The following is a 12594-nucleotide window of genomic DNA, read 5'->3' on the forward strand; positions in this document are numbered from 1 at the left end:
CTTATGCATAAATCGGCAAACTGCCATTTCCTTTCACTTGTCTAATCGCCAGGTGGGTATGAATATCTTTCACATTTTCTAATCGCTGTAACTTTCTAGTAAATGTTTCATAACCAGCGAGATCTTTACTGACCACCTCTAACAGGTAATCATAGGCCCCTGATACGACATGGCATGAGATCACTTCATCCATCTCAACAACGGCATGTTCAAACTCATCAATCGAAGAAGCTTGGTGGTTATTTAAACTCACTTCAACAAATACAGTCATCGCGATGCCTACAGTGTCTCTGGACACAATAGCTCGATAACCACTTATTACACCTTCCTGCTCCAAACGCTTAATGCGTCTTGCACAAGGTGATGCCGATAGCCCTACTTGGTCAGCAAGTTCTGCAGTTGTCAGAGTGGCATCCTTCTGCATTAGGTTGATAAGTTGCCTGTCAATTTTATCCATTTATTCTTCCGTGCCTTTAATCACTAATAATTAACATTTATACGCAATTTATCACCAACATCAAGCCTAATTACGTCAAACTTTGCCTCCCTTTGGCAAGAGTTTTATTCAACAATTAACACATCATTTACAAATGGATATGTCGATAATGATCTTGGGATACGCAGCTATATTAACGACCTTACTGCTTTGGTCTGGTTTCTTTATTTCTTTAAAAGGGGGCGCAATTTCTGCCTTGCAGCCAGCCGATATCGCGTTAGTTCGCTTTCTAATCCCAAGTATAATTTTATTACCATTTGTGATTAAGCATAAACAGTCGCTACGCGTAGTGCCTAAACGCTACCTGGTTGGTGTTGTGGTTGGAAGCGGCCTTCCCTATCTTCTGGTCGTCGGAACGGCTATGCATTTCGCTCCCGTGGCGCACGGCAGTGCATTAGTACCTGGCACTTTGCCATTGTTTGTTTCTGCTATCGCGGTACTTTGTTATCAACAGTCGCTGAGTGCTCACCGCTTAATCGGGCTTTCTACGGTGTTGTTAGGGATTTTCGTATTCCTTCTTTCTAATAGCGGCGCAGAGTACAACTGGTCTCAGTTGCAAGGGCATATCCTGTTTCTAACTGGCAGCATCATGTGGGCTGCTTTCACCATCAGCGCTCGTGTCGCTAATCTTAATGCACACGTCTGTGCAGGATTCGTTGCAATCGCGTCTTTGGCTCTACTCATCATCGCCGTTGGTTTCGGGTGGGTAGACAGTTATTTGGTGGTAACACCGTTCAGCCAGTGGCCATGGAAGGAGTTATTTGGCCACGCGATGCTACAAGGTGTTGGCGCAGGTTTAATCGCTTCTTTCACTTTCATTTATGCAATTAGGATCATCGGTGCCGAAGCCAGCGCAGCTTTTGGTTCATTAACTCCAGTCGTCGCGACACTTCTTGCCGTTCCAATTTTTGGTGAACAACCAGATTCTCTCACTTGGTTAGCGCTGATGTTGGTCACATGCGGCAGTATTGTGGCAAGCCAAATCTTTATGAAAGGTGGAATGAGCCAAACTTATCGCCCACCACTTCACAGATAGCGATGATTTTACAAAAACTTATGCCTTACTATCTTGAATAACAAAATGGCGTTTTGATAGCCTCAGCTTAACTAAAAATTAAAACGCCAATGTGATGCCAGCCACTCATACTAAAGATGAACTGCATAGGTTTCTCAAACCGGGAATGAAACTTTCTACTAATTTCGAATTTGGGCCTAAGGATCAATATACGTATTCCACCACTTATCTTGGGATGAAAGAAAATGCTTATTTGATTCTTGATATACCAATGCGTTTGCTTGAAGAGCAAGTGATGAGAAAACTCCCCAACGCCGATATCATCGTGCGTGGAGTATCAGATACGGAGTTAGGCCATGTCATTGCGTTTAAGTCCAGCGTGCTGACGACGACCGTTCGACCATCCCCCCTTTTGTTTATCCGCATTCCAGGAACATTTGCAACCAAACCAGTTCGGGAACATGAGCGTTACAAGTTGCAAATGGACTGTAACGTTATTCATGCAGGGAATGTCTACGACGGTAGCCTTATCGATTTTTCTCTAGCAGGTGTTGGTATATCAACCTTGATTGAGCCCGAATTCAACGTGGGTGAGAGTGTTACCATCGAATGCCCGTTAAGCCACTATATCGGAGAAGAAAATCGATGTGTCATTGCCAACATTAAGAAATTGGTGAAGGGATGGGTAGTTGGAATTAAGTTTGCCAGTCCCATTGCGATGACTCACGAACTAAAAACAGAGTTACTGGAGCAATCCTTTCTAACCAGTAACGTCTGAACTTACTGCTCGCTAAAGCGCGTCGCCTCAAAGCTGTTGAGTATTCTGTGAACCGTATAGGTCACAAGCAGCGTCGCAACAATAGCAAACAAAATACTGCTCACGCGATACAGCGCACTGAACATTAAGTCACCATCCGGAGTAAGATATTGGCCGAACAAAATGCCTAATGTGGTTAAGCCGCCAAATCCGGCTCCCGAACCGCTAGACTCTTTCACGTGCATATAGCTGAACATCATAGCCCCAATCCAAAGCAATGGGACGATAAACAATAAGGTATCCGACCAATCGTATAATACAAGTTGTCCGACGATACCAAAGGTCACCCCCATCAAGGTCCCCATTGCTCTTTTTCGCGCATACCCTAAAGCACCGTTCCAATGCATAGGAAACAATAAAAGCAAGGTTGTCGCCTGAGCAGACATAGAGTCACTGAGGTCAAATAGCTGGAATACAAGGAAAGACATTGTAGCGATACTCGCCCCCATAAGGGCTTCATGACGCATGCGATGACTCTGTTTAGGCTGCGACGGTTTCGCTGGTGGCTGACGAGGTTCCGCATCGGGAATCAAAAATGTCACCACATAAGCAACGATCACTGAAATAACATTCGCTTGCAGATTGCTAAATATTAGGTCATTTAAGTCAGTGGTTGGATAACTCGCAAAATGCAGCATGATGCTTAAGCTCAGTACGCTGTTCGCTCCAAATAAGAATAAGCTCCCTTTTGACATACAGGCGAATTTATACAGAAACAACCCGAATGCAATGATTGTCATCATGCCAGGGTGCCCACCAAATAACCCACCAAGAACACCAACTTCTAATCCACACACAACCGCTGAAAAAATCAGTTGTCGTGCGGCATGTAGACTCATGACTGGCACCATTCCAAGTAACAGCATCGGGGTTACAGTAAAGAATACGCCATAGTTCCAACCAAATACTTTACATAAAGTGAAACCAATGGTCGCACCAGTTGCAATGCGCAAACACTGACGGAAGTCGTTTTCCGACATGGGGTGGTCCCATAACTTCATATCGCCTCCTCGTTAATAAATATAATGAAGAAGACTCAAGAATTGGATCTGGCACCTCGCTAACCAGCCAGATAATGCGTTTTCTGGCAACAACTGCACGGTTGCTCGTGCCCCTGCTGGAAATGCGCGCTGCTGAGGTTCATCGATAGCTAAATGTAAACGTAAGCGCTGCGCGTCTCTCACCCAACGGTTTGAGTCAGTTGGTGTTGCTAAGCGACCATCCGCATCGAATTGACCCGAGCTGACCCCGGCATCCACACTCGTAATACGAGCTTCAAATACATCACCAGGCAAGCTATCAAAAGCCACTAACGCACGGCTGTTCTGATTAAAGTGTCGTAAACTCTTTTCACGAAAGTCGGCAATGATATCCACGTCATCGGAGACTAAAGCGACAAGAGGTGTACCAGCTGCCGCATAGGCCCCCGTCTCCAGCTGCAAGTTAGCGACAACGCCATCATGTTCCGCCGAGACTTGAGTGTAAGACAGATTAAGTTCCGCTTGTTTTAGCTGGTTTTGCGCCACGCGGATATTCACATTCGTCGCGCCTAAATCACCGCGGTTTACTTCCAACTCTTTTAAACGAGCACGTGCGGCCAGTAAGTTCGCTTTAGCTGCCGTTGCGCTGCTCTGTGCGTCATCGCGCTGTTGTTGCGAAGTACCATTACGGTGAAACAGGGTATTAAGACGTTTCGCTTCGCGAACTTTTTGTTCCGCCACGATTTTGCTCGCTTCAACGTCTGCTTTTGCCGCCGCAATAGAAGCATCAAGTTGTTCGTTGTTTTGAATCACACGCTCAAGGTTAAGTTGAGCCTTTTCTACGGCGAGCTGATAAGGCTGGGGATCAATCTGAAATAGTAGATCGCCTTGGCTTATTTCTTGGTTGTTGGCAACATAAAGATGTGTAATCTGCCCACTCACACGGGGGGCCACTTTAGTTACCACACGCGTTGCCATTGCCTGAGGCGTCAACGGCATGGCGAGATCTGCAACTAGAAAATAGGCAAAGACAAGGACAAACGCGACGCAAGAATATTTGATCCAACGTGCGAATTTTTGATCTGGAGTCATAGGCGTTTACTTCTCTTTTTATTCGGTTTTCTGACTTATTCGCTAAGTGAATCAAGCGCATTGTGAGCAATCTGATCAAGAATCAATGAAAGCTGCTGAAGTTCCTGGTCGTTGATGTCCGTTAGGAGCTTGCTTCGAACTTGAAGAATCCGAGCCTCCATTTGCTTTAGTAGGGTTTTCCCCTCTTCTGTGAGGCTAACAATACGTGCTCGCTTATCGTGTTCACAGCAATGGCGAGTGATCAGAGATTGCTCTTCTAATAATTTTAATGTTCGCATCAACGACGCTAACTCGATCTCAAGCGCTTCAGCCAAATGCTTCTGACTGATGTTGTCACCCATTCGATAAAGCTTCCATAACGCAGTCCAACGCGGATACGTCAGGTTTAAAGGCTCTAACTCGCGATCTGCAACCATTTTCCACAAACGAGCAACACGAGATAATTTTTCAGCCAGAGAAAGGTCTCGCAAACTGTTGATGTCTTGAATCATAAGATCTACTCAATTACTTAGCGTGCTAAGCAATATAAAATAGTTAGCACGCTAAGTAAATATCTTTTTGTGATTGAAATCACATTAGGTGTGTCAGTGAAGGGGGATAAATCTAAGTAACACAACACGATGTTTGAATTTGAAATGCAGCGATGTACACAACAAACGTCGAGACCAATAAAGTCTGAAAAGTCTGATTTGTATAAGAGTAAAAGGGTCAGATACAAAAAAGCGCAACCCACAGTCATGATGTTGTGCTTTTCAGATAATGAATAATTGGGTTATCCCGTAGTGAGCCAATTATTCATGTTCGCTCAACTAAGAACCGCTGTTTAAAATCCACAAATGCTTCATGGAGCGCATTTTCTTTAATCGGCTTGAGAAGCACGTAATTCGCACCCGATTCCATAAAGGCGTCACTGGTTTCTTTCGCGGTGTCAGCAGTACACGCATAAATTGGCGTGCCTAGTTTCAGCTTTTGTCGGATCTCTTTGGTCGTTTCAATTCCACCAAGATGCGGAAGTTGGTTGTCCATCAGTATCAAATCGTAAGTATGATCTTTTAAGAATTCCATTGCTTCTAACCCATCTTTCGCCCAATCAACCTGCATTTTGTACTTGTTACAAAACGCTTTTAGAATGAACGCGTTAGTATGGTTATCCTCTACCAACAACACTTTGAGACTCTCTGCAAATAGTTCACCTGGCTTAACTCGCAAACTCGAATCAAGAGGGGTGAGTACTCGCTCACGATCTTTCACTGGCATTGTAATGACAAAAGTCGTTCCTAAGCCTTTCTGACTGCGGACTTGAACATCACCTTCCAGCATGTCGACAAGACTCTTCACAATGGTCAGCCCTAAGCCACTGCCACCATATTCTCGAGTCGTTGTTGCTTCTTCTTGAACAAAAGGTTCGAACATTTGGTCGAGTTTGTCAGACTCGATGCCGATACCTGTATCCGAAATTTCCACGACCAGCACGCTATTGTCAGCGCCATAGAACTGCTCAAGTTCAGCATGCAAGCGCACGCTACCCGAGGGCGTAAACTTCACAGAATTACTGACTAGGTTGAATAAAATTTGGTTCAGACGAACTTGGTCAGTAAAGATTTCAACATTGGGATCTATTTTGTTTTCAATGACAAGGTTGACGCCTTTACTTTCACAAATAGGACGATAAATGTTTTCTAACGTTCGAATTGTATCAGTGAAAGAAAACGGGTGCTTTTGGATATTAAACTTACCCTGCTCAATCTTCGAAAAGTCCAAAATATCATTCAAAACAGCAAGTAAGTGCTCACCACTATGCCGAAGTACGTCAATTTGGTTATTCTGCTCTTCTGTTTCCACAGAGTCTTTTAGCAATTGAGCAACCCCTAAAATTCCATTGATTGGCGTTCGGATCTCATGGCTCATTTTAGCCAGAAAGTCGGCACGGGCTTGAGCAGATTTTTCTGCTTCTTTGCGCGCCAAGTTACTCTGTTTTTCCGCCTCAATAAGCGTGGTTATATCCTGACCTTGAACAATAATACCGCTAATATCTCCATCAACTCGAATCGGCGATAAGTTCCAGCGATATACTTTGTCTCCAATTGGCACATTAACGCCTGTCAACGTAGCTCCCTGAGCCGCCATGCGAAGGTGTGGCATCAACTTTTCTTTGAAACCTTTGAACACTGGGTGCATGGTTTCAACATCGTTTTCCATGACTAACTCTTTGCGTGCTGCCGGATTGATTTGGACAAGCACACCCGATTCAGACCACACCATAATAGGAGATAACGCAAAGTTAAACAGGTCGCGGAAAGAGCGCTTTTGTGCTTCAAGCTCTTCAAAAGTGTTTTCTAGTGTCGAACCAATATGATCGAATTCCTCAATATCTGACCCCTCAAAACGCTCAAATCCTTTTTCTTCACGAGCCGAGCGGGTATATGCCATCAGGGATCCTAACTCTTCAACTACTCGATTCTCGATCCATTCTTTAGTCATTAGCGCAATCATGACCATACCGATAACTGAGGCTAGCATTGCTAGCAGGTGTTGGATTTGCAATGTCACCACGCTCTGATTGTCTTGCACAGTAAGCAAGCACAAGTCAGTCTCGGCGGCATTTACCTCAATAGGGGTTTTGATGATCAATAATTGGTCAAGCTTGTGCTGGGACTCTCGTCGTTTGAGTACGTCAAATATTTGATAAGCCTCATCTCCTACTAATGAGCTTGCCAATGGTGTGTTGTTAGCGACCAACACAACATTGTCGACGTTGCCTTCATTTTTTAACCTTTCCATCAACCCAAAGTTATTATCTAAAACAACAACATTGTAAGAGTACCCCATCACTTCACCGGTTTTAGGTTGTAAAACGGGTACGCGACGAAGTAACAGATGGCGAGTTCCCATCGGGGTCTGTGAGGGTAGATAATACCAGTTGTTGCTAAAGGTCACCTGACTGGCAAGTCGGCTAAGTATCAGATTGTTGATGCCATAGAAATGCGCGTTGCCATCGTCCCAAATAATACCTTGATGATCGGTTAGGAAACGAAACTCTGGTGTATGGGAAGGATCACTCTGGTCAATACTCATGAAAAAGTAATTGAGTGCCTCTTCATCACGTTCTGTATAAAAATCCAATACAACATCACTTTTCGAATTGCTGTTGTGATGAATCTGAATCGCTGCAAAATGGCTATCAAAAATGTTCAGGATCAGGGCAGAGGTCTGCTGCTTGGTTCGGTCGACTTCCTGCCAAATAATCTGCTTCGAGAAGTAATAACTCTGAACAAAGATGCCTAGAATGATCGGAGCAAGTACGAGAATAATTATTTTGGTAATAAGCGTCGACAGTGAGCGACGCTTTCTTGTTTTTGATGTAGTTGTCATCAATTATCTGAGTATCTAAATGCACGTTTTCTTAATGCTTCAATTCTTTCTGGAGAGTCCGATTTGGTAACGACTTCAAAATCACCAGAGTAAACGGTGGGAACTGGCTTTCCTTCTAAATCCCACTTAATGGCCTCAGCCATTGCAATACCTGTATCATCGTTCATACGCATAACGGTAACGTCTAACTCCCCTTTAGAAAGCGCCTCTAACTCTGCTGAACCGCCGCCCCAACCATTGATCATGACATCATCACGACCTAACTCTTTAAGAGCGTCAACAGCACCTAATGCTACATCGGTAGAACACGCGTAAATGAAGTCAACGTCCGGATACTTCTCCAAACTGGCTTTTGCAGCTTCATACCCAGATTGCTTTGTTGCTTTGGTGTAGTAAGCAGATTGTAGTTCAAATTGATTATCGCGGTTCACTTGGTTGATAAAAGTGTTGCCTCTGATGTCACTAATGTAGCCCTCTGAGAAGTAGAGAACACTATAGTGGCTATGTTTAGGGAAACGCTTGCCAAACTCAACGGCCAATTCACGACTTCCTTCTGCGTGGTCGAAACCAACATAAAGAAACGGCTGATGATGTTCCCAATCCCTAACAGGTGTGGTGATATTTTGTAAAATTAACTTGGTTTTCTTTGAATCTAAGACATGCTCAACAAACTTACGATGTCTTGTGGTATCTAGAGTAAAGATCAAGTAATCGGAGTTGCTTTTCAGCGCCTCCATTAAAGACAAACTTTGCTGCTTTATATCTGCATTAGGACGAGTAAACACTTGATTTAGTTGATAGTCGATATCAAGCTTATCTAGGCGTTTTTCAAACGCATCGATGTTTCGAATCCAATAATCAGAGATCTGCTGCCCTGGATAAACAACAGAAATTTTCAGTGGACGCTTTTTGTCTTTTGCTACGGGTACAGGGGTTTCTCTTACCACTTCAGCCAACGCACTAGTTAACTGCTTCTGTTGTGGAAACTGGTCTAAAAACTCTTGATATGCCCAATACCCATTAAGAACTTGGGTGGCCTGCACATTCGGCGCAAAAGCGGCCATTGAAATCAGGGAGAATACTAACGCTTTTTTCATCTACTGCTCTTTTAGCTTTTTTATGAGCCTAATTCAGCTCTATTCATTACCTAGCCGAGTCATCCTATACTCTTGTAATCTACCTTCCTCTTAGTGCCTGTTTCAATAGTAAATTAGTTCTTGGTCTGAGTGGATGCAAATGAAAGTACATTGAGTCGCTTCCTTTGTCTCGATAACGTAGAGACATTTCGCGCTTTTCATATTCAGGCCCTTTAAACAGAACACCAGCCCATTATGCGTCAGTTTATTCCTACATGGTACTCCAAAAACAAAAAGAAACCGCCAATGTGACATAGGCGGTTTCCGCGTATCTTTGCGTAGCAAGGGCTTATCAGAGTGCCACTATCTCTAACATCATTTGTTGATGTTCGTCGACGACAATATTTGCTTTTGACATAACGAGCAGCTCTTTTTTCGCTTTAGTTAGTTGCTTAATATAGTACTCTGCTCGCATGGCAAGCGTCTTTGACTCAAAATCCGATGACCATTCCAATATCAAAGGGCCCTTTCCCTTCAAAGCTTTAGCTCCTTTTCCGGTTTGGTGCTGATTGAATCTTCGTTCAACATCATTGGTAACACCACAATACAACGCGTTGCGGTTATTTCGTATCAGGTAGACACTCCAACGCTGCGTTGTATTTTCCATCATGAAAGCAGTAACTCAACCTTAGCTTTTAATTCATCCAGCTCTTCTTTAAGCTGAGCGACTTCGAGCTCTAGCTGACTTACTCGATCGGAGCTCGAGCTTGCAGCAGACACAGGCGCTGCAAGTTCGGACGCATCAACATCACCACAGAACAAATGCATATAACGCGACTCCCGCTTACCAGCCTCACGTGGTAATTTGACCACTAATGGTCCTTTCTCTTCACTTGCTAAATGCTCAAGAACCGTTTCCACTTCTTTTACATCATGAAATGTCGCGAGACGATTAGTACGAGTACGAATTTCCCCAGGCGTTTGAGCACCGCGCAAAAGCATACAGCATACAATGCCCTTCTCCTGCTCTGTCAGCTTTAAATCACCAAATTCCGTATTACAGAAACGGTGTTGATACTTGCTGACGCGGCTGTTGAACGCACTTTCGTCACTGACGAGCCTGCGCTCAATAAGAGCATCAACGGCATCGAGTACGTCTGACTCTGAGAGTGACATCACGGGATCACGGTTGCTTTTTTGATTACACGCGTTGGTTAATGCGTTCAGGCTGAGGGGGTAAAGATCTGGGGTAGTGACTTCTTTTTCGATCAAGCAACCAATAACTCGTGCTTCAATTGCCGTTAGCTCAACTTTCATAATGCATTTCCTTATTATTTTTGCATTTGACTTTGTACCTAAATCGCTTCGAAATCATACGCCATAAATTCACACAGCAGTGCAAGAAGCGTTAGCGGTTCAGGTGTTGGTGTCAGGCTAAAGCATAGCGTAAGACCTGACACCCCTTACGAATAGGGTCAGGTATCAATGCTCCGAGAGAATCGGCACTCTCGTCAAATTGCCATCTTGGTCGACCATCATTATTTTTGAACGATTAAGCTCAACTTCGATGATTTCGAGTTGCTCGCGAGCGTTGATATACGCCGTTTTTAACTTTTCAGCCACAGAGCGAGTGACTTGCTCATTATCTTGACTATTTACTTGCTCCGCAGTGTTACCAGAGTCCATATCAAGTTCATCATTTTGCATTCAATGGTGTTGATAATATAGTGAAGGCCACGTTATGACAATGAATCGATGGATTCTACAATGTTGGCCAAAACTCGAAGAAAGCAGCACGATTATATGGACACAGCGCAATTGGTTGAGAAATGTTCAACTCTGCATTGCTATTGATCTAAAGACTGTTATGCCACTGGATGTTGTGCTTTAATCGAGGAAGATATTCATAAAATTAGGAAAGAGAACTATGAGTAGCGTATTTGAAATCGTTAACCAAGCTCGTCGTAAAAACAAACTAAAACGTGAGCTTCTTGATAACGAGAAGAAAGTTCGTGATAACCGCAAACGTGTTGATCTTCTAGAAAACCTTCTAGACTACATCAAACCAGAAATGACTCACGATGAAATCGTCGCAATCATCAAAAATATGAAAGCAGACTATGAAGATCGTGTTGATGACCACATCATTAAAAGCGCTGAGATCTCTAAAGCACGTCGCGACATCAGCCGTCGCATTCGTGAGCTGACTGAAGAAGACAAGCAAACTAGCGGCAAAAAATAAACGCGTAAGCTAGATTTTCGAACCCCGAGCAAGAATATCTTCCTCGGGGTTTATTTTTGTCTCTAAACTAACCGCCGTGTACAATCAATCTAACTCTTATTCCTAACGCATTCAGCTTTCTATGTCTTCAACTACGACAAGTACACAACCAACGCTTGCAAAACAATTATTTACGATGACCTGGCCAATGCTATTTGGCGTTCTGTCTTTAATGAGCTTTCAGCTTGTGGATAGCGCGTTTATCGGTCAGCTCGGCGTTTTACCGTTAGCCGCTCAAGGTTTCACTCTGCCTTTGCAAATGGTCATTATCGGCATTCAAGTCGGTCTAGGAATCGCAACGACAGCGGTCATTTCTAAAGCTCTTGGAGCGAATGAAAGTCGGTATGCCAAACAACTTGGCGGATTAGTATTGATGATCGGCTCAATTGGTGTCGCTATTTTTGGCGGGCTAATTTGGCTTTTGCGCTACCCCATTTTAGCTCTATTAAGCGCTCCAGAATCTGTTATGCCGATAATCGACAGTTACTGGCCTTGGTGGTTATTAAGCTCATGGACTGGTGCGGTTTTGTATTTTTATTACAGTATCTGCCGAGCTAATGGCAATACAATGTTACCTGGCACAATGATGATGATAACCAGCGGCGTGAACCTTGTACTCGATCCGCTATTTATTTTCACGTTTGACTTGGGTATTAACGGAGCGGCAATAGCAACCATCGTCGCTTTTGGGTTTGGTATTTTAGTCGTCGCTCCTCGCGTGAAGAAGAATCACTGGGCAACGACACAATGGCAAGATCTTAACGTAGCCAAAAGTGTTGCATCTATCGGTAACATTATGGGCCCCGCGATGATTAGCCAACTGCTGCCACCGTTGTCTTCCATGCTAGCAACAAAATTATTGGCAAGCTTTGGAACCGCAGCAGTCGCCGCTTGGGCGCTTGGTTCACGCTATGAGTTCTTTGCTATCGTTTCGGTCTTGGCGCTGACAATGTCTATGCCTCCAATGGTTGGACGCTTACTTGGAGCAAAGAACTATGAAGATATCCAAAGGCTCGTCAGTATTGCCGTAAAATTCATTCTAGGTTTCCAACTTTTGATTGCTGCCATTACATTTGCCGTCGCAAACCCACTCGCATTATTGATGACAAGTGATGTGCAAGTGGAGCAAGTCTTGGAAATGCATTTACTGATAGTGCCGATCAGTTTGGGTTCATTAGGGGTTTGTATGCTAATGGTTTCTCTTTGTAATGCATTAGGCAAATCTTACACCGCGCTCACCATTTCAGCGCTGCGCTTGTTTGTCTTTTTCCTACCGTGCTTGTGGGTTGGCGCTCAAATGGATGGAATCCGAGGTTTACTCTTAGGCGCTTGTATCGGCAACCTGTTAGCTGGTGTTTCCGCATACCTAACCTATCGCCAAACCATACGCAAACTCGCAGGCGCGCAAGCCAACGCACAACAATGAATAATCAGAACTAAGCCCCTGAAGTGGGGCTTTATCGTT

General features: G+C 44.0%; 13 protein-coding genes. 4 read left to right on the plus strand and 9 right to left on the minus strand.

Translation table 11 applies throughout. From position 1 onward, the window contains the following. Position 1 precedes the first annotated feature (1 nt). Positions 2-457, minus strand: a complete 456-nt coding sequence (locus R7040_RS20700) for an Lrp/AsnC family transcriptional regulator (RefSeq protein ID WP_005373581.1) — start codon at positions 455-457, stop codon at positions 2-4. Between the two features lie 148 nt (positions 458-605). Between R7040_RS20700 and R7040_RS20705 the strand changes: the two genes are divergently transcribed. Both R7040_RS20705 and R7040_RS20710 read left to right on the plus strand, forming a co-directional pair. Then, on the plus strand, positions 606-1532 hold the full coding sequence (locus R7040_RS20705; protein WP_064354860.1) for a DMT family transporter: 927 nt from the start codon (positions 606-608) through the stop codon (positions 1530-1532). Positions 1533-1626: 94 nt separating this feature from the next. Continuing rightward, the gene (locus R7040_RS20710; protein WP_054576118.1) at positions 1627-2289 is read left to right on the plus strand and encodes a flagellar brake protein; all 663 of its coding nucleotides are present in this window, start codon (positions 1627-1629) and stop codon (positions 2287-2289) included. A gap of 2 nt (positions 2290-2291) precedes the next feature. On the opposite strand, the gene R7040_RS20715 is transcribed toward R7040_RS20710, so the two are convergent. From R7040_RS20715 to R7040_RS20750, 8 genes are all read right to left on the minus strand, one after another. Then, entirely contained in the window at positions 2292-3329 is a 1038-nt protein-coding gene (locus tag R7040_RS20715; RefSeq protein WP_017635179.1) for a DUF2955 domain-containing protein, read from the minus strand. Between the two features lie 12 nt (positions 3330-3341). Next, the gene (locus R7040_RS20720) at positions 3342-4400 is read right to left on the minus strand and encodes an HlyD family secretion protein (RefSeq protein WP_005373588.1); all 1059 of its coding nucleotides are present in this window, start codon (positions 4398-4400) and stop codon (positions 3342-3344) included. Positions 4401-4435: 35 nt separating this feature from the next. Then, entirely contained in the window at positions 4436-4891 is a 456-nt protein-coding gene (slyA, locus tag R7040_RS20725; RefSeq protein WP_005373589.1) for a transcriptional regulator SlyA, read from the minus strand. A gap of 304 nt (positions 4892-5195) precedes the next feature. Continuing rightward, positions 5196-7772: a quorum-sensing autoinducer 2 sensor kinase/phosphatase LuxQ gene (luxQ, locus tag R7040_RS20730; protein WP_005373590.1), complete on the minus strand. Its 2577-nt coding sequence runs from the start codon at positions 7770-7772 to the stop codon at positions 5196-5198. Continuing rightward, entirely contained in the window at positions 7772-8869 is a 1098-nt protein-coding gene (locus R7040_RS20735; protein ID WP_005385634.1) for an autoinducer 2-binding periplasmic protein LuxP, read from the minus strand. Before R7040_RS20735 ends, luxQ begins: the two co-directional genes overlap by 1 nt. Positions 8870-9200: 331 nt before the next feature. Next, positions 9201-9518, minus strand: coding sequence for a GIY-YIG nuclease family protein (locus R7040_RS20740; protein ID WP_053349265.1), 318 nt, complete (start codon positions 9516-9518; stop codon positions 9201-9203). Continuing rightward, a complete protein-coding gene (locus R7040_RS20745; RefSeq protein WP_054577764.1) occupies positions 9515-10165 on the minus strand; it encodes a YceH family protein in 651 nt (216 codons plus the stop codon). The genes R7040_RS20740 and R7040_RS20745 overlap by 4 nt, the downstream gene beginning before the upstream one ends. A 165-nt stretch (positions 10166-10330) precedes the next feature. Continuing rightward, entirely contained in the window at positions 10331-10534 is a 204-nt protein-coding gene (locus R7040_RS20750) for a hypothetical protein (RefSeq protein ID WP_031777159.1), read from the minus strand. Between the two features lie 241 nt (positions 10535-10775). On the opposite strand from R7040_RS20750, the gene R7040_RS20755 reads away from it, so the two are divergent. Together R7040_RS20755 and R7040_RS20760 are read left to right on the plus strand one after the other, a co-directional pair. Further along, entirely contained in the window at positions 10776-11090 is a 315-nt protein-coding gene (locus R7040_RS20755; protein ID WP_005373603.1) for a DUF496 family protein, read from the plus strand. A 121-nt stretch (positions 11091-11211) separates the two neighbouring features. Further along, complete coding sequence (locus R7040_RS20760) at positions 11212-12555, plus strand: MATE family efflux transporter (protein WP_025767935.1); 1344 nt, start codon at positions 11212-11214, stop codon at positions 12553-12555. Positions 12556-12594 lie beyond the last annotated feature (39 nt).

The sequence above is a fragment of the Vibrio sp. 1069 genome (assembly GCF_033340555.1).

What these genes read in the sequence shown, in the direction of transcription:
- R7040_RS20750 (WP_031777159.1), bottom strand. Translation starts at nt 10,534, where the DNA reads ATGGACTCTGGTAACACTGCGGAGCAAGTAAATAGTCAAGATAATGAG.
- R7040_RS20715 (WP_017635179.1), bottom strand. Translation starts at nt 3,329, where the DNA reads ATGAAGTTATGGGACCACCCCATGTCGGAAAACGACTTCCGTCAGTGT.
- R7040_RS20735 (WP_005385634.1), bottom strand. Translation starts at nt 8,869, where the DNA reads ATGAAAAAAGCGTTAGTATTCTCCCTGATTTCAATGGCCGCTTTTGCG.
- R7040_RS20755 (WP_005373603.1), top strand. Translation starts at nt 10,776, where the DNA reads ATGAGTAGCGTATTTGAAATCGTTAACCAAGCTCGTCGTAAAAACAAA.
- R7040_RS20720 (WP_005373588.1), bottom strand. Translation starts at nt 4,400, where the DNA reads ATGACTCCAGATCAAAAATTCGCACGTTGGATCAAATATTCTTGCGTC.
- R7040_RS20700 (WP_005373581.1), bottom strand. Translation starts at nt 457, where the DNA reads ATGGATAAAATTGACAGGCAACTTATCAACCTAATGCAGAAGGATGCC.
- R7040_RS20705 (WP_064354860.1), top strand. Translation starts at nt 606, where the DNA reads ATGATCTTGGGATACGCAGCTATATTAACGACCTTACTGCTTTGGTCT.
- R7040_RS20710 (WP_054576118.1), top strand. Translation starts at nt 1,627, where the DNA reads ATGCCAGCCACTCATACTAAAGATGAACTGCATAGGTTTCTCAAACCG.
- R7040_RS20740 (WP_053349265.1), bottom strand. Translation starts at nt 9,518, where the DNA reads ATGATGGAAAATACAACGCAGCGTTGGAGTGTCTACCTGATACGAAAT.
- luxQ (WP_005373590.1), bottom strand. Translation starts at nt 7,772, where the DNA reads ATGACAACTACATCAAAAACAAGAAAGCGTCGCTCACTGTCGACGCTT.
- R7040_RS20745 (WP_054577764.1), bottom strand. Translation starts at nt 10,165, where the DNA reads ATGAAAGTTGAGCTAACGGCAATTGAAGCACGAGTTATTGGTTGCTTG.
- slyA (WP_005373589.1), bottom strand. Translation starts at nt 4,891, where the DNA reads ATGATTCAAGACATCAACAGTTTGCGAGACCTTTCTCTGGCTGAAAAA.
- R7040_RS20760 (WP_025767935.1), top strand. Translation starts at nt 11,212, where the DNA reads ATGTCTTCAACTACGACAAGTACACAACCAACGCTTGCAAAACAATTA.